At 40.2% G+C, this 26,654-nt stretch carries 25 protein-coding genes and 3 tRNA genes; 11 read left to right on the forward strand and 17 right to left on the reverse strand.

Going from position 1 to position 26,654, the window contains the following annotated elements; genetic code table 11:
- Window positions 1–11 precede the first annotated feature (11 nt).
- From GWK08_RS18975 to GWK08_RS19000, 6 genes are all read right to left on the reverse strand, one after another.
- The gene (locus tag GWK08_RS18975) at window positions 12–911 is read right to left on the reverse strand and encodes a MerR family transcriptional regulator (protein ID WP_163608841.1); all 900 of its coding nucleotides are present in this window, start codon (window positions 909–911) and stop codon (window positions 12–14) included.
- Between the two features lie 219 nt (window positions 912–1,130).
- Window positions 1,131–1,214 (reverse strand) — tRNA-Leu (locus tag GWK08_RS18980).
- A 303-nt stretch (window positions 1,215–1,517) separates the two neighbouring features.
- The gene (locus tag GWK08_RS18985; protein ID WP_163608842.1) at window positions 1,518–2,393 is read right to left on the reverse strand and encodes a PorP/SprF family type IX secretion system membrane protein; all 876 of its coding nucleotides are present in this window, start codon (window positions 2,391–2,393) and stop codon (window positions 1,518–1,520) included.
- A gap of 21 nt (window positions 2,394–2,414) precedes the next feature.
- A complete protein-coding gene (locus GWK08_RS18990; RefSeq protein ID WP_163608843.1) occupies window positions 2,415–4,646 on the reverse strand; it encodes a T9SS type B sorting domain-containing protein in 2,232 nt (743 codons plus the stop codon).
- 66 nt (window positions 4,647–4,712) lie between these two features.
- Window positions 4,713–5,237 (reverse strand): phage tail protein, encoded by a 525-nt coding sequence (locus GWK08_RS18995; protein WP_163608844.1) that lies wholly within the window; start codon window positions 5,235–5,237, stop codon window positions 4,713–4,715.
- Window positions 5,238–5,258: 21 nt separating this feature from the next.
- Window positions 5,259–5,810, reverse strand: coding sequence for a hypothetical protein (locus GWK08_RS19000; protein ID WP_163608845.1), 552 nt, complete (start codon window positions 5,808–5,810; stop codon window positions 5,259–5,261).
- Between the two features lie 191 nt (window positions 5,811–6,001).
- On the opposite strand from GWK08_RS19000, the gene GWK08_RS19005 reads away from it, so the two are divergent.
- Together GWK08_RS19005 and GWK08_RS19010 are read left to right on the forward strand one after the other, a co-directional pair.
- Complete coding sequence (locus GWK08_RS19005) at window positions 6,002–7,036, forward strand: SAM-dependent methyltransferase (protein WP_163608846.1); 1,035 nt, start codon at window positions 6,002–6,004, stop codon at window positions 7,034–7,036.
- 587 nt (window positions 7,037–7,623) lie between these two features.
- Complete coding sequence (locus GWK08_RS19010) at window positions 7,624–8,748, forward strand: redoxin domain-containing protein (RefSeq protein WP_163608847.1); 1,125 nt, start codon at window positions 7,624–7,626, stop codon at window positions 8,746–8,748.
- A 162-nt stretch (window positions 8,749–8,910) separates the two neighbouring features.
- Here the strand turns inward: GWK08_RS19010 and GWK08_RS19015 are convergent.
- Both GWK08_RS19015 and GWK08_RS19020 read right to left on the reverse strand, forming a co-directional pair.
- Window positions 8,911–8,983: transfer RNA gene (locus GWK08_RS19015), tRNA-Lys, on the reverse strand.
- Window positions 8,984–9,104: 121 nt separating this feature from the next.
- A tRNA-Lys gene (locus GWK08_RS19020) sits at window positions 9,105–9,177 on the reverse strand.
- Window positions 9,178–9,301: 124 nt separating this feature from the next.
- Between GWK08_RS19020 and GWK08_RS19025 the strand changes: the two genes are divergently transcribed.
- A complete protein-coding gene (locus GWK08_RS19025; RefSeq protein WP_163608848.1) occupies window positions 9,302–9,811 on the forward strand; it encodes a shikimate kinase in 510 nt (169 codons plus the stop codon).
- Here the strand turns inward: GWK08_RS19025 and GWK08_RS19030 are convergent.
- Together GWK08_RS19030 and GWK08_RS19035 are read right to left on the reverse strand one after the other, a co-directional pair.
- Complete coding sequence (locus GWK08_RS19030) at window positions 9,803–10,306, reverse strand: phosphoribosyltransferase domain-containing protein (protein ID WP_163608849.1); 504 nt, start codon at window positions 10,304–10,306, stop codon at window positions 9,803–9,805. The two genes, GWK08_RS19025 and GWK08_RS19030, sit on opposite strands and share 9 nt — an antisense overlap.
- 39 nt (window positions 10,307–10,345) lie before the next feature.
- Window positions 10,346–10,744, reverse strand: coding sequence for an RNA-binding S4 domain-containing protein (locus GWK08_RS19035; protein WP_163608850.1), 399 nt, complete (start codon window positions 10,742–10,744; stop codon window positions 10,346–10,348).
- A gap of 78 nt (window positions 10,745–10,822) precedes the next feature.
- Between GWK08_RS19035 and GWK08_RS19040 the strand changes: the two genes are divergently transcribed.
- A complete protein-coding gene (locus tag GWK08_RS19040) occupies window positions 10,823–11,749 on the forward strand; it encodes an FKBP-type peptidyl-prolyl cis-trans isomerase (protein ID WP_239524963.1) in 927 nt (308 codons plus the stop codon).
- Between the two features lie 54 nt (window positions 11,750–11,803).
- On the opposite strand, the gene GWK08_RS19045 is transcribed toward GWK08_RS19040, so the two are convergent.
- The 3 genes from GWK08_RS19045 to GWK08_RS19055 are packed head-to-tail and all read right to left on the reverse strand — an operon-like array spanning window position 11,804 to window position 14,317.
- Entirely contained in the window at window positions 11,804–12,409 is a 606-nt protein-coding gene (locus tag GWK08_RS19045; RefSeq protein WP_163608851.1) for a porin family protein, read from the reverse strand.
- Window positions 12,410–12,461: 52 nt separating this feature from the next.
- A complete protein-coding gene (locus GWK08_RS19050) occupies window positions 12,462–13,415 on the reverse strand; it encodes a transketolase family protein (RefSeq protein WP_163608852.1) in 954 nt (317 codons plus the stop codon).
- Window positions 13,416–13,471: 56 nt separating this feature from the next.
- Window positions 13,472–14,317, reverse strand: a complete 846-nt coding sequence (locus GWK08_RS19055; RefSeq protein ID WP_163608853.1) for a transketolase — start codon at window positions 14,315–14,317, stop codon at window positions 13,472–13,474.
- Between the two features lie 170 nt (window positions 14,318–14,487).
- Here GWK08_RS19055 and tgt point away from each other — a divergent pair, with 170 nt between their 5' ends.
- The 7 genes from tgt to GWK08_RS19090 all read left to right on the forward strand — a co-directional run bounded on the left by tgt (window position 14,488) and on the right by GWK08_RS19090 (window position 22,915).
- On the forward strand, window positions 14,488–15,618 hold the full coding sequence (gene tgt / locus GWK08_RS19060; RefSeq protein WP_163608854.1) for a tRNA guanosine(34) transglycosylase Tgt: 1,131 nt from the start codon (window positions 14,488–14,490) through the stop codon (window positions 15,616–15,618).
- A 1-nt stretch (window position 15,619) separates the two neighbouring features.
- The gene (locus tag GWK08_RS19065) at window positions 15,620–16,693 is read left to right on the forward strand and encodes an LptF/LptG family permease (protein WP_163608855.1); all 1,074 of its coding nucleotides are present in this window, start codon (window positions 15,620–15,622) and stop codon (window positions 16,691–16,693) included.
- A complete protein-coding gene (locus GWK08_RS19070) occupies window positions 16,680–17,585 on the forward strand; it encodes a DMT family transporter (protein WP_163608856.1) in 906 nt (301 codons plus the stop codon). The genes GWK08_RS19065 and GWK08_RS19070 overlap by 14 nt, the downstream gene beginning before the upstream one ends.
- Before the next feature lie 43 nt (window positions 17,586–17,628).
- Entirely contained in the window at window positions 17,629–18,582 is a 954-nt protein-coding gene (locus tag GWK08_RS19075) for an acetyl-CoA carboxylase carboxyltransferase subunit alpha (RefSeq protein WP_163608857.1), read from the forward strand.
- Between the two features lie 168 nt (window positions 18,583–18,750).
- Window positions 18,751–20,301: a replicative DNA helicase gene (gene dnaB / locus GWK08_RS19080; RefSeq protein ID WP_163608858.1), complete on the forward strand. Its 1,551-nt coding sequence runs from the start codon at window positions 18,751–18,753 to the stop codon at window positions 20,299–20,301.
- Window positions 20,302–20,401: 100 nt separating this feature from the next.
- Window positions 20,402–21,586, forward strand: a complete 1,185-nt coding sequence (locus GWK08_RS19085) for an asparagine synthetase B (RefSeq protein ID WP_394352008.1) — start codon at window positions 20,402–20,404, stop codon at window positions 21,584–21,586.
- A gap of 138 nt (window positions 21,587–21,724) precedes the next feature.
- On the forward strand, window positions 21,725–22,915 hold the full coding sequence (locus GWK08_RS19090) for a sensor histidine kinase (protein WP_163608860.1): 1,191 nt from the start codon (window positions 21,725–21,727) through the stop codon (window positions 22,913–22,915).
- A gap of 56 nt (window positions 22,916–22,971) precedes the next feature.
- On the opposite strand, the gene rplT is transcribed toward GWK08_RS19090, so the two are convergent.
- The 4 genes from rplT to thrS all read right to left on the reverse strand — a co-directional run bounded on the left by rplT (window position 22,972) and on the right by thrS (window position 26,203).
- Complete coding sequence (gene rplT / locus GWK08_RS19095) at window positions 22,972–23,316, reverse strand: 50S ribosomal protein L20 (protein ID WP_163608861.1); 345 nt, start codon at window positions 23,314–23,316, stop codon at window positions 22,972–22,974.
- 117 nt (window positions 23,317–23,433) lie between these two features.
- On the reverse strand, window positions 23,434–23,631 hold the full coding sequence (rpmI, locus tag GWK08_RS19100; RefSeq protein WP_163608862.1) for a 50S ribosomal protein L35: 198 nt from the start codon (window positions 23,629–23,631) through the stop codon (window positions 23,434–23,436).
- A 35-nt stretch (window positions 23,632–23,666) separates the two neighbouring features.
- Entirely contained in the window at window positions 23,667–24,161 is a 495-nt protein-coding gene (infC, locus tag GWK08_RS19105; RefSeq protein ID WP_317168167.1) for a translation initiation factor IF-3, read from the reverse strand.
- 101 nt (window positions 24,162–24,262) lie between these two features.
- Window positions 24,263–26,203, reverse strand: coding sequence for a threonine--tRNA ligase (thrS, locus tag GWK08_RS19110; protein WP_163608863.1), 1,941 nt, complete (start codon window positions 26,201–26,203; stop codon window positions 24,263–24,265).
- Window positions 26,204–26,654: the final 451 nt, after the last annotated feature.

Raw genomic sequence — 26,654 nt, forward strand, 5'->3', positions numbered from 1 at the left:
AACTTCGAATTTTACAATTCTTTAACGACCTCTTCTATAGATTCATATATACGAATAGTTGAGGGGAGCGGTTTTAAATTTAAGTATTTAACCTGTTGCCCGAGGATCCATAATTCGCTCGAGGAATCGGAGTTGATCTGAGTACGGAAGTCCTCAATATATTTATCTATTCCTTTGGGATTGGGAGCTACCGTAAAATAGGAAACAAAAGTGAGTGTGGAAAAATACTTCTGAAGATCGGACAGGCTTTCCATCGGAACCGTTTGCCCCAGGTAAATAGATTTGTAACCTCTTAGTGTGATCTCGTAATTCAGATAAAGTAACCCGATTTCGTGTATCTCGTTTTCCGGAAGGTAAAGGGCAAAGGTCTTATTTTTATTGGTAGGCTCGATAGCCTGAAGTTTCTCTGTATTTACCAGTATCTTTTGTTTAATAAGCCCGGTAATAAAATGTTCATGGGCCGGACTGATCGTATCTGTCTGCCATAAAAGGCCCAGTTCGTTAAGCAGGGGAATAAAAACCTCATAAAATATCTCCCGAAAGGTCTTTTCCCCTAACAGGGCGTTGTAAGTGTTAAAAAACAGCGATTGATCAAAGTTGATCATAGCCAGTTTAAAGGCGTTGATGGAATGACTTTTTACACTGCTCTCGGAAACGATCTCCCTTACCAGGATTGGTATTTTTTCTTCGGGGATCCGGGCAATCTTAGAGATCTTATAACCGTTGCTGTACAAAAGTGTAATATTGAGTAGCTTTTGAAGGTTCCTGATGGAGTAGTAACGAATATTGGTATCGGTCCGACACGGACTTAAAAGATCGTATCTCTTCTCCCATATTCTGATCGTATGTGCTTTGATTCCGGAAAGATTTTCAAGGTCTTTGATACTGAAATACTTCTTTACATTGTTCATCTTTTGAGCTGATCTTTTAAACAAATGTAAGCATTATTTTGATACAGACTGTATTTGTTGTTCCCGGAGATTTCGTAAATACGGATACAGGCTTATGTTAGGAGCATTAGATAGAGAAGCATTAATTCTATCAAAAATAGAGTTGATCGTGTTTGACAGGATATAAAATGCAGACAGGAAATTCCATAAAAAAAGGCCTCTTTTGTAAAGAGACCTGAGTGCCCACGACTGGATTCGAACCAGCACGTCCTTACGAACACTACCCCCTCAAGATAGCGTGTCTACCAATTCCACCACGTGGGCGTATCTAAAGGAATTTAGAGGCTGCAAAAATAAAATAGTTTAGCTGATAATAAAATTAATTTGAAGATTTAATTTAAGAAAATCTCACATGACAAATGCATTTACCTGATCAGAACTTAAAAGTAAGCCCTATTTCGTGAGTACCGTCTTCAAATGTATTGATATCGGAATTGAATCTTTTATTTTGAAGAAGAAACTAGTATTCCAATCTTATTTTAAACACAAAAGTCTCTTTAAAAAAAGAGACCTTCTCATCTTTCGATTTACTTATATGAATTAGCTAAAAAGAATAATTGTATTAAATCAGAACTTAAAAGTAAGTCCTATTTCGTGAGTACCGTCTTCAAATGTATTGATATCCGAAGTATTGGTCTCGTATGCATATCCTAATTCCAGCCAGTTTTGAATACTGAGGTAAGCCAGGCCTCCAAAAGCTCTGTCTGCCCTGTAATTGGCACCTATTTCAAAGCGATCCAGAAACTTAAAAGTAGCAGTGATATCTACAATGGTTTCTTCACTGGAAAAACGAACCAGGGTTGAAGGGGTAAAAACGATCTCATCGCTTAAGTTAAAATGATACCCCCCGCTTAGGTGGATCTGTAATTCATTATTGGCCGTGGTAACAATACCACTCTCATCATCAATACGATCGGTCCTTAATAATCTCGGAGAAGAAAGCGAAGCAAAATAACCTTCGTTCTTCAGGTAAAATCCAATCCCCAGATTAGGATTGAAATCATTGGCATTTTGTGAAAACAAAGGATCTAAAGGGAGTTCAAGACGATTAAAATCAATACTCACAAAAGTCCCTCCGGCCTGTATCCCGAAATAAAGATCGGTAGCATAACCAATTTGTAGTTTGTAACTAAAACTGGCAAAAAGAGAGGTAGCCTGTTCAATAAAAACATTGTCAACAATGGTCGTCAGCCCTATACCTACCTTTTCGTTGAGCGGAAGGCTTAAATAAAAACTTTGTGTTTCCGGAGCGTCATCGATCCCGACAAACTGGCTTCTGAAGTTAGATTTAAAAGTAATCTGGTCATCTGCACCCAAAGCAGCCGGGTTAAAGAAACCCGTATTGTATCTGTAAAGTGTATAAACGGGTTCCTGTTGTGCCTGTAATGCCGTTGAACATCCGATTAATAGTATCCCAAGAATTAGAGATTTGTATATTTTCATTCTGATATTTTCCTTGATCTGTTAATAATTGATATAGATCCATCCTTTTGTGAGGGTAGCTCCTCCTTCGAATACCGAAATATTGTAGTAATAGGCTCCTACCGGAAGGAGACTACCGCTTCTTCCTCTGGTACCTCCCCAGTCGTTCTGATAACCTCTGGCCTGAAATACTTCGCGGCCATTCCTGTCGAAAACCTGGATAAATGCTTCGGGGGATTCGGTAATATTTTCTATGACCCATTGATCGTTGATCCCGTCATTGTTAGGCGAGAAACCTCTGGCGGGTCTGAGGTTGGAGCTGATTGTATCTTCATTTTCACATGCATCCGCAACCCCATTTCCATCACTATCGGGTGCTGTAATGGTGATCGTAGCGGTTTCGGAAGTACTGTTCCCATTAATATCAGTCACTGTCAGGGTTACAACAGATGGCCCCAACGGAGGGCAACTGAAGGAAGAAATATCAAGAGACCGCTCGGCAATACCACAATTGTCGGTGCTGCCATTATCAATGTCCACAACAGCAACGGAAGCATTTCCATTCTCATCCAACTGCAGTGTAATATCCCTCGTGTTTACAATCGGACTTAAATTGTCTTCCACATTAACAGTGGCAGTTCCGCTACTGCTGTTTCCATTGATGTCAGTGATGGTTAGTGTCACTGTGTTTGCGCCTATATCGTTACAATCGAATACGGAAATATCTAAAGAGCGTTCCGCAATTCCACAATTATCGGTGCTTCCGTTATCGATATCATCAATACTAATTGAAGCATTCCCGTTTTCGTCCAGTTGAACGCTAATATCCTGTGTTAAAATAACCGGTCCTGAACCGTCTGTTACGTTTACTATGGCAGTACCCGTACTACTGTTTCCACTGGCATCTGTTACGGTGAGTACTACCGTATTGGCACCAATATCATTGCAGTTAAAGGAAGAGACATTCAGAGACCGGTTTGCTATATTACAATTATCACTACTCCCATTATCGATCATAGCGGGAGTAATGATTACTTCTCCGTTTGCATCCAGCTCAACGGAAACATTTTGAGTAACAATTATGGGTGCTATGCGATCTTCTACGGTTACCTGAGCGGTGGCCGTATTAGTATTATTATTGGTGTCTGTTATGGTTAAGGTTACCGTATTGGTTCCCAGCATACTGCAATCAAAGGAGGAAATGTCGAGAGAGCGTTCTGCAATTCCGCAATTGTCGGTACTTCCATTATCAATATCAGCTGCGGTAATGGAGGCATTTCCATCGACATCCAATTGTACGGTAATATCCCTGCTGATTGCTACCGGAGCAATATTGTCTTCTACGGTAACAGTAGCGGTACAGCTATCCGTGTTTCCCGCAGCATCTGTTACGGTCAGGGTTACGGTAATCGGAGTCGCCGTATCGTCACAGAAAAATATATCCCTGTCTATGCTAAAGGAGGTAATTCCTTTGTTATCTGTGGATCCTCCATCAATATCTTCGGCATTAATGACTATGAAACCTGTTGCATCTAACTCAACGGTAATATCCTGACATACGGCTACCGGCGGAATATCATCAATAACAACAATAGAACAACCTGCCTGGACTGCAGGATCAAATATCGGTCGGTCATTACTGCTGATCCAGTTAGAGCGATCGTGAAGAATGGCTCGTAATTCTGCTGGCGTTCCCGAAATAGGGCCGCCTATACTATTGCAATCGAATTGCCAGTTATCCTGTTCAAGATTACCGGAAGTTACCAAGCGCAGAGCGGAATCTCCGTTTTCCAGGGCATCGGGCAGCGCCGAAGTTGAATTGGAAAAACTGTCCCCGTCCCAGTTTGTATCGGTTCCGTTGGTGTGATTAAATTGTAAACCTGCAATAAAAACGGGGGTGTCAATACTTCCCTGAATAGCAAAAAGCTGATCCCCGATAATACTATAGGCGGAATTCTGTGGAGCTAATGCCCCGAAATTAAGATTAATGATATCTCCGGCAGATCTGTCTGCCCCGGAGGTCCAGATAAATTGACCGTCCCCATCCCCATCGGTTCTGAATCCGTCCGTATCGGACCATCCCCTGTCCGTGAAAATAATGGTGGTAGCCGCATCGATATCTTTTAAGAGGACAAACGCAAAACTGTCTTCAGAAGATACGATACCATCTGCATTACTTCCCAGGAAGGCGATATCTCCCGCAGTTAATGAGGTCTGGGCATATGTATAAAAGCTTACAAAAAGCAAGCATAATCCAAGGGTGATTTTTTTCATAGTTCTTTTTGATAGTTTTTTGGGAACTTCCATTAGTATGGTTAAACCCGGTATTGTTTGGATAAACTACCTGTTCGGAAATATACCGTCAATAGCAATCAGGAAACGCACCGTCAGGAAGGGCTGCATTATATTAAAACTTTGCCCTCCCCCCGTATTTTCAACGGTAGCGGAATTCATGGTTACCTGTGGTGAAACGGAACCGTCCGGAGCAAAACTATTGGCACCTGAAGAGGCTATAAACGCGTTTGACGGATCATCGGTAGTCCCTTCTTCCCGGGCGTTAATGGCGTGTCCGTGAGATGGGATCTCCGTTATGCTGAGGGTGTGGGTTTCACTACCTCCCCGGCTACCCTGCGGCCTGTTGGTAAGCCCGGCTCCCTGCCCCGTGTGGATGGGAACACGACCTCTCAGATCCGGAAGTCCAAACTGAGTTCTGCCGTCTCCTCCGTAGGTAGTCCCTAAAAGGGAAAACAAGGCATCATTGCCTGAAATAGGAATTAACTGACCATCGCAATCGGCCCAGCTTGCAGGATTGAAGTTCCCGCCAAACATAGTAATTTCTCCAAGAGTAGGATCGGAAATTGACATAGTATATTTTAGATTAAAAGGTTATACAGATAAATTGAATCTTATGTGGCTATGATTGAGAAAACGTCTCTGAACCGGGAATAAACGTTCTTCCAGTGCACGGTGCTCCTTCCAGTGTTCTGCTGTGATATGTGCCCCGGATCTGTTGATCAACAATTCGGTAAAAGAAGTTTTGTCTTTACAGGAGATCCTGAAAAATATCCTGGCATTTTTACCCGCTTCCTTCTGTGGAAAATCGCTTATAAAACGATAATAACCTCTTTCATCGGTCACAAGTTTTCCGTGATGCCTGTATGTTCCCGTATCGGGAGATAAATGCCATACTTCAAGACTTACACCCGAAACCGGATGGCCGCTTTCCCTGTCAAATATTTTGCCGTAGATACTAACAGACTTTGAACCCGGCAATCCTCTTCTCATATCGTTTTTAAATGCAGCATGGGGATTGTAGCCCTTAAAAGGACTCTCCTCCGATGCAAAAGCATCTGCCGTATGTGAAGGGAAAAGTGTAATGGCTGTTGTTACCGCTAAAGAATTGCGCAAAAACGAGCGTCTGGGGAGTCTGTTTTTCATAGCTTTTTCGTAATTATTACTCGTTTATCATTTTTTGCATCAGAATGATCGACGAGATATTTCTTTTTCGGAAGTAAATGTACGCACTGGAAAAATTGAATCGTATACGTGTTTATACGTATTTTCAAGTACGTATGTTTTGTTAGCTTTGCAATTCGATACAATTCTAGGATCGAAAAAAAAATATTGCTATGGAAATCAGTGCTTTACATCAGAAACTCGATGTTGTTACGGCTGTTATTTTGGGTCCGGAGGATGATTTTTCGTCCCTGGAACAGGCAGTTATGGACCTTAAAGAGCTGTTTATGGAGGCGTCAAGGTTAAATCCGGAGGCTCAAATAAACAAGGAGAACCTCCTTCTTAATACAGGAGTAGCCATAGGTCCCAAATGGGCTGGGATGTGTGTAGATGATGTAAAAAGGACAAAGCGCTTTATTTCCGGATTGGACAAAGCCATTCAGGAAGTAAGGTCGTCTAAAACAAAGGGGCCGGTTCATATTATGTACACAGGAACAGGTCCGTTTGCCACGCTGGTATGGCCCCTGTTGTCAAAATATACTCCCGAAGAATTACAACTGGTACTCCTGGAGGTAAATACGGTAAGTATTTCGAGCCTGAAACACCTTATCAAGGCGTTTAATGCCTACGATTATATAAAAGAGATCTATCATTGTGATGCTTCTAATTTCGAATATACCAGCTTTAATGAAGATATAGATATAGTTTTGATCGAATGCCTGCAGCATGCGCTGATGAGAGAGCCTCAGGTAGCGATAACATATAATCTTCTCCCGCAGCTTAGAAAAGATGTGATCCTGATCCCGGAAGAGATATCACTGAACGTCTCCCTGATAGACATGGATAAGAAAGGTGAATATGAGGAAACGGGTAATGAAGAGTATTCGGATTTCCTGGAAGAAGTTGATTGTGTTTTCAGACTTGATAAGCAAACAGTAGCAGGGAGATCTGCCTTGAACAGGCAGGAGGTTTTTAATTTTGATAGGAGGGAAGTGGTATTGGAAGAAGATAAACTGGACAGGAATGATCTGCTGGCAATTACTACCGATATAAAGATCTTTAAAGATGAACAACTTCATACATACGATAGCGGCCTGACCGCTCCTCTTATCCTAGCCGATCTGAATAATGCTCAAAAAATGAAAGGAGTGCAAACACAGTACATTGTGAGTAATCAACCCGGTATAGTAAGCTCCATTATTCGTTGATGTTTGGTTGTTACACCTTCACTGAAGTTTCGGTGTACGTTGGTAGTTAATGGTTGTTAGCATTGTCATCTCGAGCGCAGTCGAGAGATGGAATTTGCAGTTTAGTTGTTTGTTGATGGTTGTTGGTTTTCAGTTGTTTGTTGATGGTTGTTAGGTTCTAACAATTGATCATTGCTAATTGTTCATTGATCATTATCCACTCTTTTTGAAGGACAATTCAAAGAAAAATATAGCGCAAATAGTGCCAGCAATGTAATATCAAGTGGTGGGATCAAAACTGGAGGAAAAGCTGGTTACTCAACCAAAAGCATAGTTAACTCAATACAACTTTTCTTAATCGGAATAGAAAAATACATTTGAATAACTAAAATCCAATCAATAAATCGACTGACAGCATCAAAATTGAAAACAACAAAAAAATATCAGACTTATTAATTGCAATTTCCAAAGTTAAGTTTTAAACCACGAAACTACTCGTAGCCGAGACTATTAGCAACAATATAAATATCAACATGATGAGATTTTTTTTATTTCTAATTTTAATCGTTTGCATAATCTCTTGCAAAAATGAAAATACAACTGTCGAATTGGGAAAACCAATACCAAACTATAAGTTTAGTAATATTCTCAATAGTGAAAAGAGTGAAGTTTCATTAGATGCTTTAAAGGGAAAACCAGTTATATTGGAATTTTGGGCAACCTGGTGTGGACCTTGTATTCCAGCTATGAAGAAATTAGATAGTTTACAAAAAAACTTTGGGGATAAAATTGAAATAATTACAATTTCATCAGAGAGGAAAGAACGATTAGAGAAGTTTATCAAAACTTCTAAAACATCACTACCGATTGTATCTGATACAACGCATTATGATTATTTTAAGTATAAGGTTATTCCACATTCAATTCTAATAGATAAAAATGGTATTGTTAGAGCGATAACAGGTCCTGAAAATATCAATGAAAATGTCATTGAAAGCATGCTAGCTAAAAATGAGATCGAATTAGAACCGAAAGATGACTTTCAATCATCTCCAACAAAAGAATCAACTATAATAAATTCTATTTCCAATAGGGATTATACAATTGAATTAAGATCATATGAACCCCAAAAACGTGGGATACTATATGTAAAAGATATAGATGGGAAAAACAATGGAATTAAAATGTGGAATCGAACCTTAGATATAATGTATAAAACACTATTTGATATTCCTTCTTTTAACAGAATAATCTATAAGGATAGTTTAAGTGAGAAAGATTTTCCATTTGAAGAAGCATATCGTTATTCGTTATTGATCGAAACTTCGGAGAAATTTAAGAATAACTGGAAACAGTTGGGTATTGATGTGTTAAACAAAAGTTTTGATATAAATGCCAGGAAAAGTATTGACTTGTTAAATTGCTATATCTTGAAAAATATTGATAATACGATAAAAGAATCAATAGCTACTGAGTCTGAATACAAGTTTATGGGGTCTATCCTCAAAATGAAGAAAACAGGTATTTCAACCCTTGTAAACTACTTAGAAAAATTTACTGATCACCCGGTCGTGGATAGTACTGATTTGGTTGGAAAATATGATATTGAACTGGATTGGTTTGAAGACGACCCGAAAACATTATTTTCTGAATTAAAAAAATACGGACTGAAACTCGAGAAATATGATAAAAGACTTCCTGTTGAAGTAATGGAAATTTATAGAAAAAAATAAAAAGCCTATTATTATTGAATAACAGATTTTATGATTGGATATGGAGTTAGATTTTAGTGGCCTGCCGGGGCTTACCTCGACTTAACCCGGTATAAATTTCCCCTCTCATTTTTACGGCATAAAAAAAGCTGTCTTTTTCAGACAGCTTTCCTATTTACTTCGTGACTTGGCTGGGGCTCGAACCCAGGACCCTCTCCTTAAAAGGGAGATGCTCTACCAACTGAGCTACCAAGTCCTGCATCTTTAAAATGCAATTCAATCTGTGACCTGGCTGGGGCTTACTTCGTCTAGGCTCTGCATAAACTTCTCGCCCAACCTGCTTTCGCGTTAAGATCTTCGATCTTAGGCTCACTTCGTGACCTGGCTGGGGCTCGAACCCAGGACCCTCTCCTTAAAAGGGAGATGCTCTACCAACTGAGCTACCAGGTCTCATTCATATTTCCTGAATGCGGGTGCAAATATAAGATCAATAATTTATTTTTCAAGTCTATTTTCATATAAATTTGTGTTTTTTTTAAAGCAGTGTATAAAAGCACTTAAATAGTATTATGATATGATAGTTTTAATAGGATATATGGGAAGCGGTAAATCTGCTGTGGGAGAGATAGTTTCTAAAGAAAACGGGAAAGTTTTCGTAGATCTGGACCAATATATAGAGCAGCAGGAAAAAATGAGCATCCCCGAAATTTTTGAGAATAAAGGTGAGATCTATTTCAGGAAAAAAGAATATTTCTACCTCAAAGAAGTACTCGAAACTCAGAAAGACATAGTGTTATCTGTCGGAGGAGGAACCCCTTGCTATGGAGAAAATATGAAGCTTATTACAGAAGCCACCCCTCATGTTTTTTATTTAAAGGCAACTATAGAGACCCTTCTGGAGCGATTGTTAAAAGAGAAAGACCATCGCCCTATGATAAGTCACCTGGAAGATTCGGAACTGGCAGAGTTTATACGAAAGCATCTTTTTGAACGTAACTTTTATTATCTGCAATCCAGACATAAAATAAATGTAGATGATCTGTCGGCGGCGGAGGTTGCCGAAAAACTAAGAGAACTACTGTAGATAAACGGCATCTTCCGTACCCTCAAAAACTACATTTACATGTTCCCTGAGAGAGGTGGAAAGGGATATTCCCTTAAAGTCGGCTTTTACCGGAAAACGCTTGTGATTCCTGTCTACCAGTACCGCTGTTTTAAACTTCTTGAGGGGTACATTCAAAAAGTGTTTAACGGCATAGATCAGGGTAGAACCGGAATTTAAGACATCATCCACAAGTACAACGGCCTTATCCCTGTACATATCTTCTTCCAGGGAAGTTTTGATCGGAAGGTGAGGATTCTTTTTATCCATTTCAACCTCACAGAGTACGATCTTGATATCCGATACTTTTCTGAGCACATCACAAATTTTAATGGCAAATTTCACCCCTTCGGAAGCAATTCCCGCAATGATGATCTCTTCTTCATCAACAAAGGTCTCATAGATCTGATAGGCGATCCTGTCTATTTTATGTTTGATTTCCTGATGGGTGAGTATTTTATTCTGAGATGTGGTCATAATGCTTTTTTTCAAAGATATAAAAGTGTTCGGTTTATTTTAAGGCCATTCGTCTCCTTCTTCCTGTTGGTCGGAATCATCCACATAATCACTGATATCCCTCCTGTCTTTTTTGGTGGGACGTCCGCTTCCTTTTTTACGATAATAATCCTTAGCGTATTTTAGAAGTTCACTGTGTTCAAAAGCCTCCTGTGGCGTGGTATCTTTTCGGTATATATCTACCAGCTTGGCCCCAACGCGGCTCGGGGGGATATCGAGAACCGTAAACTGATAGTCGATCTGATTCTTCCTGAGCACAATGCGATCTCCCGGGTAAACCTCTCTGGAAGGCTTTACCACCTGATCATTGATCCTGACCAGACCTTTTTTACAGGCTTCCGTACCCATGTTCCGGGTTTTAAAATAACGGGTGCACCAAAGGTATTTATCGATACGCATAATAGTTTATCTAAAATCTTCGTTAATCACATCAGCAAAAATAAGAGAAAATTGTATCTTGCGTGCTTTAATTTAAGAATGATGAGAATAAATAAATTAAGTTATTTACTGATTCCGGTTCTGTTATTGTGGATTTCATGTAACAATAATGATGATGATGGCGGAAGCGGACAAGAACTAAGAGATGTGGCTGAGGTAGCTGTGGAAAACGAGACCGATATCCAGGCTTTCCTTCGTACACATTTTTACAATTACGAGGAATTTCAGAACCCGCCTGCAGGTTTTGATTTTGAGATCGTAATTGATACTATAGAAGGTGTAAATGCAGACAAAACTCCTCTGATAGATCAGGTAACTTCCAGGACTATTGTACTTACAGGGAGTAATGATGAAGATGTTCCGCATACCCTTTATTATCTTGAAGCCAGAGAAGGAGTGGGAGGGCAGCCTACTATTGCCGATTCTACCTTCGTAGAATATACAGGTACTCTTTTAGACGGTACAATATTCGATTCAAGAAGTACACCAATTTGGTTTGACCTGGCGATCTTTAACCCTTCTACCAATGGTTTAGGGATCTCTCGTGGTTTTGCAGAAGGGATTACCGAATTTAGAGCAGCAGACGGATTTACTGAAAATCCTGACGGAACGATCACTTCTAACGGCTTTGGTTCAGGTCTTATTATTATGCCATCCGGTTTAGGTTTCTTCGGAGCATTTGTTCCGCGTATCCCTGCTTATTCACCGCTTATTTTTAATGTGAGGCTGATAGCTGTCAATGATGCGGATCATGATGGCGACGGGATACTTTCTGTAATGGAAGACCTTGATAACGACCGTATCGTGGCAAATGATGATACCGACGGAGACGGACTCCCGAACTATCTGGATATAGATGATGACGGAGACGGAACCCTGACACGAAATGAATTTGATGAGAACAATGACGGTATTCCGGATGACACAGACGGAGACGGGATACCCGATTATCTTGATAACAACTAGAAATAAAAAACCCTGACAAGCGTCAGGGTTTTTTTATGGAAATCTTATTTTGATTTACAGCTTCACCGACAAACTAAAGATGATCTGAGAAGGTCTCGAATCAACTCTTCCTGCCAGGCCGTCACTGATATTCCTTCCGATAAAGGCTGCTTCGTTTTCACTAAAACCTCTTTCATAACGTACATCCAATCCTATATTTCCTAATTGAACGGCTGCACCGATATTGAGTCCCAGTGAAATTTCGTTTTCAACATCTCCTAAATCGATATCTTCAATGTCCAGATCGTTATCCAGGATGTACTGGAAAGAAGGTCCCGCAAAGATACTTAGCGGCCCTATGATCCTGTATCCTAATAAAACAGGCAGATCCAGTTTCTTGATATCGTAATCAACATCTTCATACTGACTGGTGGTTTTGGTATAGACCAATTCAGGCCTCAGATAAAAATTGGACAGATGTATTTTTCCATAGAATCCGATATGGTATCCTACCTTGGACTCAGATCCTTCAATAATATCCTGCCCTGCATTAACGGCTTCTGTGAAAAGGTCTCCGTTGGAACTGTAATTCAGTCCCCCTTTAATACCAATTGCATTTTTACTTTGAGCATACATCAATGTTGATCCCAGAATACATAATACTAACAAAAACTTTCTCATGGTTTTAATGTTTAATAATGTTGTTTTCTTAAGAAACGTCTTTCAAATGAAATTATTTTCTCTTAACAACCTTTTCTGCCGCCTTAACAATAGCTGCAGCATTAAGACCATACTTCTCCATTAACTGGGCGGGAGTACCACTTTCTCCGAAAGTATCGTTTGTAGCAACGAATTCCTGAGGAACCGGATTGTTTTTTACCAATACCCTGGAAACACTTTCTCCAAGTCCTCCGAGATAATTGTGTTCTTCTGCAGTTACCACACATCCTGTTTTTGCAACGGATCGCAGTATAGCTTCATCATCAAGAGGTTTGATCGTATGAATATTGATCACTTCTGCAGATATCCCCTGATTTTCCAGTTCTTCAGCTGCCTGGAGAGCTTCCCAGACAAGATGACCGGTAGCTACGATAGTAACATCGCTTCCTTCATTCAGCAGGATAGCTTTTCCGATCTCGAATTTCTGATCTTCAGGTGTAAAGTTGGCAACACCGGGCCTTCCGAAACGAAGGTATACTGGCCCCTGATGCTCTGCTATGGCAATAGTGGCTGCCTTGGTCTGATTGTAATCACAAGGATTGATAACAACCATTCCGGGAAGCATTTTCATAAGACCTATATCTTCCAGGATCTGGTGAGTAGCACCATCTTCTCCCAGGGTAAGGCCGGCATGAGATGCACATATCTTTACATTTTTCCCCGAATAGGCAATAGACTGACGGATCTGATCGTATACTCTTCCGGTAGAGAAATTAGCGAAAGTTCCCGTAAACGGAATTTTCCCTCCCACGGTAAGTCCGGCAGCAATTCCCATCATATTGGCTTCTGCAATCCCTACTTGAAAGAAACGATCAGGATTCTCATCAATAAAGGTGTTCATTTTTAGAGAGCCTACAAGGTCCGCACAAAGGGCAACAACATCCGGGTTTGTTCTTCCAAGCTCTGCTAATCCGGCTCCGAAACCACTACGGGTATCTTTTTTACCGGTATCTATATATTTTTTCATTGTTTTCATTTTAATTCATGCTTTGAAAACCGGGTTTTCAAAGACTTTTTAGGGGTTTAATAATCGCCTAGAGTTTCAGGGTTTTGAGTAAGGGCTACTTCTAATTGCTCATCATTAGGGGCCTTACCGTGCCATGCATGCGTGTGCATCATAAAATCAACACCATTCCCCATTTCGGTATGAAGTAATACACATACAGGCTTTCCTTTACCCGTTCTTTCCTTGGCAGTTTTCATCCCGTCTAAAATGGCAGGAAGGCTGTTTCCTTCCGTAATTTCAAGAACATCCCAACCAAATGCTTCAAATTTGGATTTAAGATCTCCCAGAGGTAAAACATCATCCGTAGCTCCGTCTATCTGTTTTTTGTTGTAATCTACAGTAGCGATCAGGTTGTCTACTTTGTTTCCGGCAGCATACATAATTGCTTCCCAGTTCTGCCCCTCCTGCAATTCTCCGTCTCCGTGAAGACTGTAAACAATATGAGCATCCTTGTTGAGTTTTTTGGCAAGTGCCGCACCAATTGCAACAGACATTCCCTGTCCCAGTGATCCTGAAGCGATTCTCACTCCCGGAAGACCTTCATGAGTAGTAGGGTGTCCCTGTAAACGCGAATCGATCAGCCTGAAAGTGTTGAGTTCCTCAACCGGGAAATACCCCCTGCGGGCCAGTACGCTGTAATAAACCGGCGAGATATGACCGTTAGAAAGGAAGAAAAGATCTTCTCCCACTCCGTCCATGTCAAAACCTTCGTTTAATTCCATGATCTCGTTATACATAGCAACAAAAAACTCTGTACAACCTAAAGAACCTCCGGGGTGACCGGAGTTTACTTTATGCACCATTCGAAGGATGTCTCTTCGAACCTGAATTACTAAGTCATTTAGCTGTTGTGTGTTAGCCATTTTTAATAGTTAAAATTATTTGGCCCAAAAGTAAGTTATTCTTGGGGGGTGGCAAAACCACTTTTGCATCATTTTTTAACGAAAAAGACGAAGTAATGAACAATTTAGTTTTTTATTAGCAGCCTAATCTGCAACAGTTATTATCTTTGCCGATTGTTGAATGTATCTGAATGAAATTTGAATTAAAAGAAAAGGACTTACAATCCAAGGCCAGAGCAGGTCTGATCACGACCGATCACGGCCAGATAGAAACCCCTATTTTTATGCCGGTGGGAACGGTTGCATCCGTAAAAGGAGTGCATCAGCGGGAGCTTAAAAACGATATCAATCCGGATATTATCCTCGGAAATACCTATCATCTTTACCTCCGGCCGCAAACACCGATCCTGGAAAAAGCAGGCGGACTTCATAAGTTTATGGGTTGGGACCGGAATATCCTGACCGATAGCGGAGGTTATCAGGTGTATTCGCTTTCGGCAAACCGTAAGATCAAGGAAGAAGGGGTTAAATTCAAATCGCATATAGACGGTTCCTACCATGTATTCACTCCGGAAAACGTTATGGAGATCCAGAGGAGTATAGGAGCAGATATTATTATGGCATTTGACGAGTGTACTCCCTATCCCTGCGATTACCAATATGCGAAAAGATCGATGCATATGACACACAGGTGGCTGGACAGATGTCTTACCCATCTGGATAAAACACCTTTTAAATATGATTATTCGCAGGCATTTTTCCCAATAGTCCAGGGGTCAACTTATAAGGATCTGCGTTTACAATCTGCAGAATATATTGCGAGTAAAGGAGCCGAAGGAAATGCAATAGGCGGATTATCGGTGGGAGAACCTGCAGAGGAAATGTATGCAATGACAGAAGTGGTTTGCGGGGTGCTTCCGGAAGATAAACCCAGATACCTTATGGGGGTGGGAACTCCTATAAATATCCTGGAGAACATTGCTTTGGGGATAGATATGTTCGATTGTGTAATGCCTACACGTAATGCCAGGAACGGAATGTTGTTTACGGCTCACGGAACTATTAATATCAAAAATAAAAAGTGGGAAGACGACTTTTCACCAATAGATGAAATGGGGATCACTTTCGTAGATCTCGAGTATTCAAAAGCTTACTTACGCCATTTATTTACCGTAAATGAATTGCTGGGGAAACAGATAGCCACTATTCACAACCTCGGATTTTATTTATGGTTGGTTCGTGAGGCCAGAAAACATATCTTAGCTGGGGATTTTGCAGAATGGAAAAATAAAATGGTGAAACAAATGGATAACCGGTTATAAGGTGACAATAATAGATAAATACATATTAAAAAGATACTTGCTTACTTTCTTTGTAATGCTCTTGCTCTTTATCCCGATCGGGATCATGATAGACGTGTCTGAGAAGGTAGATAAGATGATAGAAAAAGAAGCGCCGTTTAAGGAAATCGCGATCTATTATCTGGACTTTACTTTTTATTTTGCCAATTTCCTTTTTCCTATTTTTCTGTTCCTTTCGGTGATCTGGTTTACGTCTAAACTTGCCAATAACACAGAGATCGTTGCGATCCTGAGTTCGGGTGTTTCCTTTTCGAGATTTTTGAGACCTTATCTTATTGGAGCCACTATTGTGGCCATCATTACTTTTTTCATGGGAATGTTTATTGTTCCGGAAGCCAGTAAGGGATATAATGAATTCAGGTTTAAATACCTTAAAAAGAAACAGGACAGGACCACAACTAATCTTTTTAATCAGCTCAACGACAACGATTATATATATGTGAGCAGTTTTAATCCGGGAACCAAAATAGGGCGTAATTTTTCCCTGGAGCATTTTGAGAACAACGAATTGAAATATAAAATATCGGCAAACAATATCCGGTGGATAGAAAAAGACAGTATTTACAGGCTTTCGGGCTATGCCATGAGGTATATTGGAGAAACAGATGATGTCCTTATAACCGAAAACAGAAAGGATACGCTCTTTACTTTTAATCTGGACGACTTGACCCCGGTTTCCTATATTGCCGAAACCAAAAACCTTTTTGAACTTAACGAGTTTATTGAAAAAGAACGAAAAAAAGGATCTTCTAATGTCAAGACCTATCTGCTGGTTAAATACAGAAGATGGAGCTTGATGGTATCTGCCTTTATCCTGACCATTATTGCGGTTGCCGTTTCATCTATGAAAAGGAGGGGTGGAATGGGGATCAACCTGGCCTTCGGGATCCTTATTGCTTTTGTTTTTATATTTTTTGACAAAGTTTTCGGAACCCTGGCGGAGCGTTCCGGCTTTTCGGCGCTTTGGGCAGTAGCTCTTCCTAATATTATTTTCGGAGCCCTTGCGATATACCTCCTGCGAAATGCGAAACGATAAGCTTAAAAATTACCTTCATTTACATTTTATCATTTTTATATGGGGTTTTACCGCTGTACTTGGTGCGCTCATTAGTATAGAGGCTATTCCACTGGTATGGTATCGCATGCTTATTGCTTCCGTTTTTGTACTGGGCTTTATTTTCCTGCAAAAGATATCTTTAAAAGTACCCCGCAAAACCCTGTTCACTTTTATCCTGACCGGAGGGCTTATTGCCTTGCACTGGCTTACGTTTTTCGGGGCCATAAAGGTTTCCAATGTTTCCATTACCCTGGCCATGATGTCGACCGGGGCATTTTTTACAGCCATCCTGGAACCTATATGGTATAAACGCAGGATCATCTGGTATGAAATAGTATTCGGTCTTATTATTATTCTGGGCTTATATATCATTTTTAAAGTAGAGGCCGGTTATATAGAAGGGATCCTCCTGGCACTCTTCTCAGCCTTGATGGCTTCTTTGTTTTCCCTGCTGAACGGGAAGCTTGTTCAGGAATACAAACCTTCGGTAATTTCTTTTTACGAGCTTTTGGCCGGTGCGGTATTTATAAGTATTTATCTTTTTGCCCAGGGAGGTTTCGATGCGGAGTTTTTCAGCCTAAGCAATTCGGATTGGTTTTATATCCTGGTACTGGCTGTTATATGTACGGCCTATGCATTTATAGCCTCCGTTAAGGTAATGCGCTTTATTAGCCCGTATACGGTGATGCTGAGTATTAATCTGGAGCCGGTATACGGTATTATCCTGGCATTTTTGATCCTGGGAGATGCCGAAAAAATGAGCTTCGAATTTTATATAGGTGCCGTAATCATTCTCTTTACGGTCATTGCGAACGGAATCCTAAAACATCGCAAAAAAGAAAGCAACTATCGTATTAGCGAAAACATATAATGTTTTATATTTGTAGGCTAATAAAACTAACTACAATTACTAGATGGAATATTTAGATTTTGAATTGCCCATTAAAGAACTGGAAGAGCAGTTGGATAAATGTATGGTTATAGGTGAGGAAAGCGATATTGATGTTACCGATACCTGTAAGCAGATCGAAAAGAAACTGGTTCAAACCAAGAAAGATATTTATAAAAATCTGACCGCCTGGCAGAGGGTTCAATTGTCAAGACATCCCTCCAGGCCCTATACCCTCGATTATATTAATGCTTTAACTGAAGGAACTTTCCTGGAGTTACACGGAGACAGAAGTGTAAAGGACGATAAGGCGATGATCGGAGGACTGGGAAAAATAGGTGATCAGAGTTTTATGTTTGTCGGTCAGCAAAAGGGATATAATACCAAGACAAGACAGTACAGGAATTTTGGAATGGCGAATCCGGAAGGATACAGAAAGGCTTTACGTCTGATGAAATCTGCCGAAAAATTCGGAATTCCCGTAGTGAGTTTTGTAGATACTCCCGGAGCTTATCCCGGAATTGAAGCTGAAGAAAGAGGACAGGGAGAAGCTATTGCAAGGAATATCATGGAAATGACAAGGCTTAAAGTGCCTATCATTGTTATTATAGTTGGAGAAGGTGCATCCGGAGGAGCACTCGGAATAGGTGTGGGAGATAAGGTTCTTATGCTTGAGAACACATGGTACTCCGTAATATCACCGGAATCCTGTTCTTCTATCCTTTGGAGAAGCTGGGAATACAAGGAGCAGGCTGCAGAAGCACTTAAACTTACAGCTCCCGATATGAAGAAACTCCATTTAATAGACAGCATTATTAAGGAGCCTCTTGGAGGAGCACATTCCGACAGAGAAAAAACTTTTGCCACAGTCAGAGATTCGATCCTTACCCATTTTGAAGAATTGAAAAAGTTATCACCAAAAGATTTGGTGAATCAGCGTATGGATAAATATTCCAATATGGGTGTTTATAAAGATTGATATGCAGGCAATGAACAGATAGGAGAAAACCGAAGTATACCGCTTCGGTTTTTTTTACGTTATAAACAATATAGAGTATTTATTAACAACTAAAATGTTGATGACCGGTGAAGAGAAGAATATCATCAAAACCGGATTTTAGCTTATAATTTTTCTACATTCGTATTTATGGAGAACACCAAACCGATAGTTAAGCTTTCAGCAGACAGAAGTGATATAATTAATTTGGAAAGGGGTAAGATACCGCCACAAGCAATTGATTTAGAGGAAGTTGTGCTTGGAGCGATGATGATCGACAAGAAAGGGGTCGATACGGTTATCGATATTCTGCACCCCGATGTTTTCTATAAAGAGGCGCATAAATACATTTATGAAGCCATTGTAAAATTATTTGAGAGTTCGGAACCTATCGATTTATTAACCGTTTCTTCCCAGTTGCGTAAGGACGGGAAGCTGGAATTGATAGGAAATGATTTTTACCTGATCCAACTCACTCAAAAAGTATCCTCTTCAGCCCATATTGAGTTTCATGCGAGGATCATACTTCAGAAATTCATTCAGCGAAGTCTGATCAAAATTTCAAGTGAGATCATTGAAGATGCTTATGACGAGACCACCGACGTTTTTGATCTCCTGGATAATGCCGAAGCAAAATTGTATGAGGTTACCCAGGGAAATATCAAAAAGTCTTCGGAAACTGCACAAAGCCTCGTTATGCAGGCAAAGAAAAAGATTGAAGAGATATCCAATAAGGAAGGCCTTAGTGGGATCCCTTCCGGATTCGATAAACTGGATAAATTGACTTCGGGATGGCAGCCCAGTGACCTGATCATCGTTGCAGCCCGTCCGGGTATGGGAAAAACAGCCCTTACCCTGTCTATGGCAAGGAATATTGCGGTAAACTCCAATATTCCGGTGGCCTTCTTCTCTCTGGAGATGTCGTCGGTACAGTTGATTACCCGTCTGATCTCTTCAGAAACGGGATTGTCCTCAGAAAAACTGAGAACAGGAAAACTGGAGAAACACGAGTGGGAACAATTAAATGTAAAGGTTAAGGGGCTGGAAAAAGCACCGCTTTTTATAGATGATACTCCTTCACTTTCTATTTTCGACCTGAGGGCCAAGGCACGCCGACTGGCATCTCAGCATGGTATCAGGCTTATTGTTATTGATTACCTGCAGTTAATGACCGCAGGAGGAACACAGAAAGGCGGGAACCGTGAACAGGAGATATCTACTATTTCCAGGAACCTGAAAGCACTGGCAAAAGAACTGGATGTCCCCGTAATAGCACTTTCTCAGCTTTCAAGGGCTGTAGAGACCAGGGGAGGAAGTAAAAGACCACTGCTTTCCGACCTTCGTGAATCGGGAGCGATTGAGCAGGATGCCGATATTGTATCCTTTATTTACCGCCCGGAATACTATAAGATCGAGGAGTGGGATGATGAGGAAAGATCGCCTACACAAGGGCAGGCAGAGTTTATTGTAGCGAAGCACCGTAACGGTGGATTAGATAATATTAGGTTAAAATTCATTGGACAACTAGGTAAATTTGATAACTTAGATGACTTTGATTCTCCATTTGAGTTTCAATCCAAGATGAATGAAGGGGATGATAACCCTTTCACTACCAAGAACCTCCCGAGTGCAGATGATGCCTTCGGAAGTTCGATGAATCAAGAATTTAATCCTGATGACGATAACGACGTACCATTTTAAAAAATATTCCGGTTTTACAAATCCTGTAAGACTGATCGGCATTTTTTTAGTGTTGCTCCTCTTTACTTCGAGCAGCTATGCATCTTATATTCTTTTACCCATGGATGCGGAAACACAAAAAAATCACCTGAAGGCATATGGAATTACCTATTGGACACTGAATAAGCAGCTTAAGGTTAGGTGGCTCCTTAATTACAGGGGAGGGGCATTCCTCCTTCCGGATTCTGAAGAAATAAGAAAAGAGTGTAAAATTAGAGGTGTCTCTTTTGAGGTGTTATCCGATGCCAAAACGCAGAGTATCCTCGAAGATATTAGCAGTCCTTCCAAAAATCAGGAAGCTGTTATCCTGGAAAAGGCACCAAAAATAGCGGTATATTCCCCCAAGGGCAATCAGCCCTGGGATGATGCGGTAACCCTGGTGCTTACCTATGCAGAGATCCCTTATGAAACCGTTTATGACGAAGAAGTGCTTAATGACGGACTTCTTCTTTACGATTGGTTACACCTGCACCATGAAGATTTTACCGGGCAATACGGGAAGTTTTACGGGGCTTACAGAGCTGCACCCTGGTATATACAGGAAAAGAAAAAAGCAGAGGCTCTGGCACAAAGTCTGGGCTATTCGAAAGTTTCGGAAGAAAAAAGAGCGGTAGCACTTAAAATAAGAGATTATGTAGTTGGAGGTGGATTTATGTTCGCCATGTGCTCTGCCACCGATAGTTTTGATATTGCGCTGGCTGCCGAAAATGTGGATATATGTGAAGCTATGTTCGACGGAGACCCTGCAGAACCTAACTATCAATCCAAAATAGATTTCGACAAGACCTTTGCCTTTACCAACTTCACTCTGGAACGAAGCCCGGTACGCTACGAATTCTCTTCTATAGATATGACCGATAAGCGTTTTATTCCGAAAGAGACCGATTATTTTACGCTGATGGATTTTTCCGCTAAATGGGATCCTATCCCAACCATGTTATGTCAGAACCATACTGCACTGGTAAAAGGTTTTATGGGACAGACCACCAGTTTCGACAGTAAGGAGATCAAAGCAAATGTCCTGGTCCTCGGTGAGAATAAAACCAATGGCGAAGCCCGCTATATTCATGGAATAAAAGGACAGGGTTTCTTTACTTTTTACGGAGGTCATGACCCTGAAGATTACAGACACAGGGTGGGAGATCCCAAGACGGAGCTTGAATTACACCCTACTTCTCCGGGTTACAGGCTCATTCTCAATAATGTACTGTTTCCGGCTGCTAAAAAGAAGAAGCAGAAGACCTGATTTAATAGTTGAAAAGCTTATATTTACCGACGTATCTCTATTAAAGAGTTAAAATTGAAAAGATATCTTTTTTGCCCGGGCAAAATGTAATTTCTTTGTGACTCTTTTTATATCTTTAGGTAAGCTAACTATTAATTGATGACTATAAAAAAACAAAAAGTGCAGCGTTTTGGAAAGAAAACAGCGCTGACGCTTAATGTATCATATACATGCTCCATCATGGCATTTGCTTTTGCCATGTTCTGTTTTTTCTATCTGGACATCAAAGGTGCTATTTTTCAGATCCTGCTTATCTTTTCTGTCCTTAATTCAATTAATACGCTTTTATTTTTCCGACATAGAAGATTGGAACTCATGTATAACATCATGTCGGTTCTGGCTTTTGTGACCAATTTGGCGCTTTGTATGTACAGCGGAGGAATAAACAGTCCTTTTACTTCCTTCCTGGTAATTATCATTTTTGCCGGTTATGCTACCAACGGATTCTACGGGAATCTATGGCTTGGTATCGTTTCTGTTACCGCAGTTTTACTCTATTATATCAGCAGATCGGGTATTATGTTTACGGATGAAGTATCGGAAGGAGTTATAGATGAGTTTAACTTCTTCTTTTTGTTGTTCCTGATCGTTCTGCTGGGAGGTGTTTTCGGTAGGTTGCTGAATAAGAATAATGAGAAAATGTACAAGGCTAAAAAGGAGCTTATACAAAGAGATGAGGAGAAAGCCGTTATGTTAAAGGAGATCCATCACAGGGTTAAGAATAATCTGCATGTGGTTAACAGCTTACTTCGTATCCAATCCAGGAATATTGAAGATCATGAAGTAAAGATGATGTTCAAGGTGGCGCAAAGCAGGATCGTGGCTATGGCAAGACTCCATGAAAAGATCTACAATACCAATAATCTGAAGCATATAGATGTTAATGATTACTTTAAATTGCTGATCAACGATCTCATCAACAGTTATAATATAGAGACCAAGATCGTTCTGGATCTGAGTATAGATGAGGCCAAGATCTCTATCGATTCCTTACTACCGCTCAGCCTCATTATTAACGAACTGATATCTAATTCCCTGAAACATGCATTTAATGAGATGGATACGGGAAGAATAGAAGTGAAACTCAGGAACGAAGGCAACAAGAACTACGAATTGATAGTGGGGGATAACGGAAAAGGGGTGGCCAGTAACCTTTTTTCAACGACACTGAGCTCTACGGGAACAAAACTCATCAATACCTTTATAAAACAGTTAAGCGGAAGTATAGATCTGCTGGAAGGTAAAAAAGGAACACACTTCAGGATCTTGTTTACTGATGACAAGGCATAAAAAAAGCTACCCTTTCGGATAGCTTTTTAAAAGCGAAATAATATTTTGTTAAACGTTTACTTTACTTTCTCAACGATTGCTTTAAAAGCCTCCGGGTGATTCATAGCTAAATCTGCTAAAACCTTACGGTTTAATTCGATATTGTTAGCTTTAACCTTTCCCATAAACTGAGAATAAGACATCCCGTGTAAACGAGCTCCTGCGTTGATACGCTGGATCCATAATGCACGGAAAGTTCTTTTCTTGTTTCTACGGTCTCTGTATGCATATTGCATAGCTTTATCAACCGCATTTTTAGCAACTGTCCAAACGTTTTTACGTCTGCCAAAGTAACCTTTGGCTTGCTTCAATACTTTTTTTCTTCTAGCTCTTGACGCTACTGAATTAACTGATCTTGGCATAATTTTAATTTTTTTTGTAGTAGGCGGTCAAATGACACTTGCTCGTTCAGATCCTGTTTACCGGGATCTCATCGGCCTAACTCCAGGGTTATACAATAAATTGAACCTAGGTAACAATTATTTTAAACGTAATTGTTCCTTTACACTGTTAACATCATGATCGTGTACCAAAGTACTATGAGTTAACGCACGCTTACGCTTCTTAGACTTCTTAGTTAAGATGTGGCTTTTAAAAGCGTGCTTTCTTTTAATTTTACCAGAACCGGTAAGCTTAAAACGCTTTTTGGCACTGGATTTTGTTTTCATTTTAGGCATTTTCTTCCTTTATTTTATTATTTCGCTTTTAATCTTTATTTCGTTTTCTTGGGGGCGATGAACATAGTCATTCTTTTCCCTTCCAATTTCGGCATTTGTTCTACCTTACCCAGTTCTTCAAGTTCCTGGGCCAGACGTAACAATAAGATCTCACCTTGATCTTTATAAATGATAGAACGTCCTTTAAAGAATACGTAAGCCTTTAATTTGGCTCCGTCTTTAAGGAACTTCTCTGCATGCTTTTTCTTAAACTCATAATCGTGATTGTCGGTTTGAGGCCCGAAACGGATCTCCTTTACCACAACCTTACTGGCTTTCGATTTAATAGCCTTTTCTCTTTTCTTCTGTTCGTAAAGGAATTTCTTATAATCCATTATTTTACAAACAGGGGGAGCTGCCTTTGGAGAGATCTCTACCAAATCCAGTTCTAATTCATTGGCTTTTTCCAAAGCCTTGCGAATAGGGTAGATCCCTACTTCAACGTTGTCACCCACCAAACGTACTTCGGGAGCTCTGATCTCACCGTTAATTTTGTGCGGGTTCCTAATTTCCCTTCTTTGAGGCTGTTGTCTTCTTCTTATTGCTATGACTTAAATTTTTTGGCCTGTACGTGACAGGATGGTTAAACTTTTTAAAATTGCTTAAGCGTTTTACTTATTTCTTCTTTTACCATTGCTGCAAATTCATCCACTGTAATAGTACCTATGTCGCCTTCTCCATGTTTCCTTACAGAAATAGTATTGTTAGCAGCTTCGCTTTCGCCCACGATAATCATATACGGGAATTTCTTCATTTCGGATTCCCTGATCTTCTTTCCGATCGTCTCATTTCTATTATCGACGAGGGCGCGAATTTCGTGATTTTCCAATAAATTTAAAACTTTTTCTGCATATTTTTCGTATTTCTCACTGATAGAGAGGATGATAGCCTGTTCGGGCATCAGCCACAGCGGGAAGTTTCCTCCCGTATGCTCCAGCAGCAGAGCCACGAAACGTTCCATACTTCCGAAAGGTGCCCTGTGTATCATTACAGGTCTATGCAGTTCGTTATCACTTCCTTTATAAGAAAGATCAAAACGCTCCGGAAGGTTATAATCTACCTGGATAGTACCGAGCTGCCAATTACGTCCGAGAGCATCTTTTACCATAAAATCCAGTTTGGGTCCGTAAAAAGCTGCTTCTCCGGTTTCGATAACATAATTCAGTCCCTTTTCCTTGGCGGCATTTATAATAGCATTTTCTGCAAGCTCCCAGTTTTCATCCGAACCTATATATTTATCCGGATTATCCGGATCTCTTAAACTCACCTGAGCAGTGTAATTTTCAAAACCAAGAGAATTTAATACATAAAGCGAAAGATCGATTACATTCTTAAATTCCTGATCCAGTTGTTCCGGAGTACAGAAGATATGCGCATCATCCTGCGTAAAGCCCCGAACACGGGTTAATCCGTGTAATTCCCCACTTTGCTCATAACGATATACGGTTCCGAACTCTGCATATCTTTTTGGGAGTTCCCTGTAACTCCACGGACGGGAATTATAGATCTCACAATGGTGAGGGCAGTTCATTGGTTTAAGCAGGAATTCCTCTCCTTCATTCGGTGTTTTAATAGGTTGAAAACTGTCTTCTCCGTATTTTGCATAATGCCCGGAAGTAACATATAATTCCTTCTGACCTATATGCGGAGATACCACCTGTTCGTAACCTGCTTTTTTCTGTGCAGTTTTCAGGAACTGTTCAAGTCGCTCCCTTAGTGCGGCTCCTTTTGGTAACCATAAGGGTAATCCCTGACCTACTTTCTGTGAAAATGTAAAGAGCTCAAGTTCCTTACCCAGTTTCCTGTGATCCCTTTTCTTGGCTTCTTCCAGCATGGCCAGGTATTCGGTAAGTTCCTTTTGTTTGGGAAATGAGATCCCGTAAACCCTTGTTAGCTGCTTGTTATTTTCATCTCCTCTCCAATAAGCTCCTGCAACACTTAATAGTTTAACAGCCTTTACAATACTTGTATTAGGAATATGTCCTCCTCTACAAAGATCTGTAAAGGTGGAGTGATCACAGAAACTAATAGTTCCGTCCTCCAGGTTCTCAATAAGCTCTACTTTATATTCATTTCCCTGCTCTTTATAAAAAGCAAGGGCTTCATCTTTGCTTACGGAGCGCATTTTATAATCGAATTTCCCTCTGGCAATTTCCAGCATCTTTTTTTCGATGTTGGGAAAATCCTTATCCGAGATAACCTGATCTCCCAGGTCCACATCATAATAGAAGCCGTTTTGTATGGCAGGTCCTATTGTTAATTTAACACCCGGATATAATTCTTCCAGCGCCTGCGCTAAAATATGGGAAGTAGAATGCCAGAAAGCTTCTTTTCCTTCGTCTTCTCTCCATGTATATAATACCAGATTCCCATCGGTGGTAAGCGGGGTAACCGTTTCAACTTTTTCGTTGTTAAAGCTAGCCGAGATTACACTTCGGGCAAGACCTTCGCTAATACTTTTGGCTACATCCATAGGAGTGCTGTTTATTTCAAACTCCTTAACTGATCCGTCTGGTAAAGTAATTTTAATCATTAAATCCTGTTTAATTTAGGCATGCAAAGATAATAGGTTGATGTCACCAATACAATAATTAGTGTAAAGATGTTTGCACAGCTTATAAAATTGAGGATATTCCGTACTATTAATAGAAGAAGCATCGATATCCGGATAAATAGATTTAAGGGAGTGAGAGGATAAAATTGAAAATATTTTTAAGCCTAAATGCAAGATTAACAAAAGGTTATTTAAGCATTAATAAAAAACTTCAAAAAAAAGCGTAAAAAGATTTTGAGGGAAGAGAAAAGAGTTTATATATTTGCACCCGCTTTCGAGAGGAAGTTTAGAGAATAGAAAACTAAGAGTTCATTGACATAATGTTAACAGCACAGTTAGATAGAGGCGACTTTATCTAACGGTTAAAAATTTTAAGCAGAGTCATTCTAAGAGAGTTTAGGGTATTGATTTTTTTGATTGTTGATTTTAA

The organism is Leptobacterium flavescens (assembly GCF_010671605.1).
GTDB lineage: Bacteria > Bacteroidota > Bacteroidia > Flavobacteriales > Flavobacteriaceae > Leptobacterium > Leptobacterium flavescens.

Coding starts and splice junctions, on each gene's coding strand:
- GWK08_RS18975 (WP_163608841.1), bottom strand. CDS start 911: ATGAACAATGTAAAGAAGTATTTCAGTATCAAAGACCTTGAAAATCTT.
- GWK08_RS18985 (WP_163608842.1), bottom strand. CDS start 2,393: ATGAAAATATACAAATCTCTAATTCTTGGGATACTATTAATCGGATGT.
- GWK08_RS18990 (WP_163608843.1), bottom strand. CDS start 4,646: ATGAAAAAAATCACCCTTGGATTATGCTTGCTTTTTGTAAGCTTTTAT.
- GWK08_RS18995 (WP_163608844.1), bottom strand. CDS start 5,237: ATGTCAATTTCCGATCCTACTCTTGGAGAAATTACTATGTTTGGCGGG.
- GWK08_RS19000 (WP_163608845.1), bottom strand. CDS start 5,810: ATGAAAAACAGACTCCCCAGACGCTCGTTTTTGCGCAATTCTTTAGCG.
- GWK08_RS19005 (WP_163608846.1), top strand. CDS start 6,002: ATGGAAATCAGTGCTTTACATCAGAAACTCGATGTTGTTACGGCTGTT.
- GWK08_RS19025 (WP_163608848.1), top strand. CDS start 9,302: ATGATAGTTTTAATAGGATATATGGGAAGCGGTAAATCTGCTGTGGGA.
- GWK08_RS19030 (WP_163608849.1), bottom strand. CDS start 10,306: ATGACCACATCTCAGAATAAAATACTCACCCATCAGGAAATCAAACAT.
- GWK08_RS19035 (WP_163608850.1), bottom strand. CDS start 10,744: ATGCGTATCGATAAATACCTTTGGTGCACCCGTTATTTTAAAACCCGG.
- GWK08_RS19040 (WP_239524963.1), top strand. CDS start 10,823: ATGATGAGAATAAATAAATTAAGTTATTTACTGATTCCGGTTCTGTTA.
- GWK08_RS19045 (WP_163608851.1), bottom strand. CDS start 12,409: ATGAGAAAGTTTTTGTTAGTATTATGTATTCTGGGATCAACATTGATG.
- GWK08_RS19050 (WP_163608852.1), bottom strand. CDS start 13,415: ATGAAAAAATATATAGATACCGGTAAAAAAGATACCCGTAGTGGTTTC.
- GWK08_RS19055 (WP_163608853.1), bottom strand. CDS start 14,317: ATGGCTAACACACAACAGCTAAATGACTTAGTAATTCAGGTTCGAAGA.
- tgt (WP_163608854.1), top strand. CDS start 14,488: ATGAAATTTGAATTAAAAGAAAAGGACTTACAATCCAAGGCCAGAGCA.
- GWK08_RS19070 (WP_163608856.1), top strand. CDS start 16,680: ATGCGAAACGATAAGCTTAAAAATTACCTTCATTTACATTTTATCATT.
- GWK08_RS19075 (WP_163608857.1), top strand. CDS start 17,629: ATGGAATATTTAGATTTTGAATTGCCCATTAAAGAACTGGAAGAGCAG.
- dnaB (WP_163608858.1), top strand. CDS start 18,751: ATGGAGAACACCAAACCGATAGTTAAGCTTTCAGCAGACAGAAGTGAT.
- GWK08_RS19085 (WP_394352008.1), top strand. CDS start 20,402: ATGGATGCGGAAACACAAAAAAATCACCTGAAGGCATATGGAATTACC.
- GWK08_RS19090 (WP_163608860.1), top strand. CDS start 21,725: ATGACTATAAAAAAACAAAAAGTGCAGCGTTTTGGAAAGAAAACAGCG.
- rplT (WP_163608861.1), bottom strand. CDS start 23,316: ATGCCAAGATCAGTTAATTCAGTAGCGTCAAGAGCTAGAAGAAAAAAA.
- rpmI (WP_163608862.1), bottom strand. CDS start 23,631: ATGCCTAAAATGAAAACAAAATCCAGTGCCAAAAAGCGTTTTAAGCTT.
- thrS (WP_163608863.1), bottom strand. CDS start 26,203: ATGATTAAAATTACTTTACCAGACGGATCAGTTAAGGAGTTTGAAATA.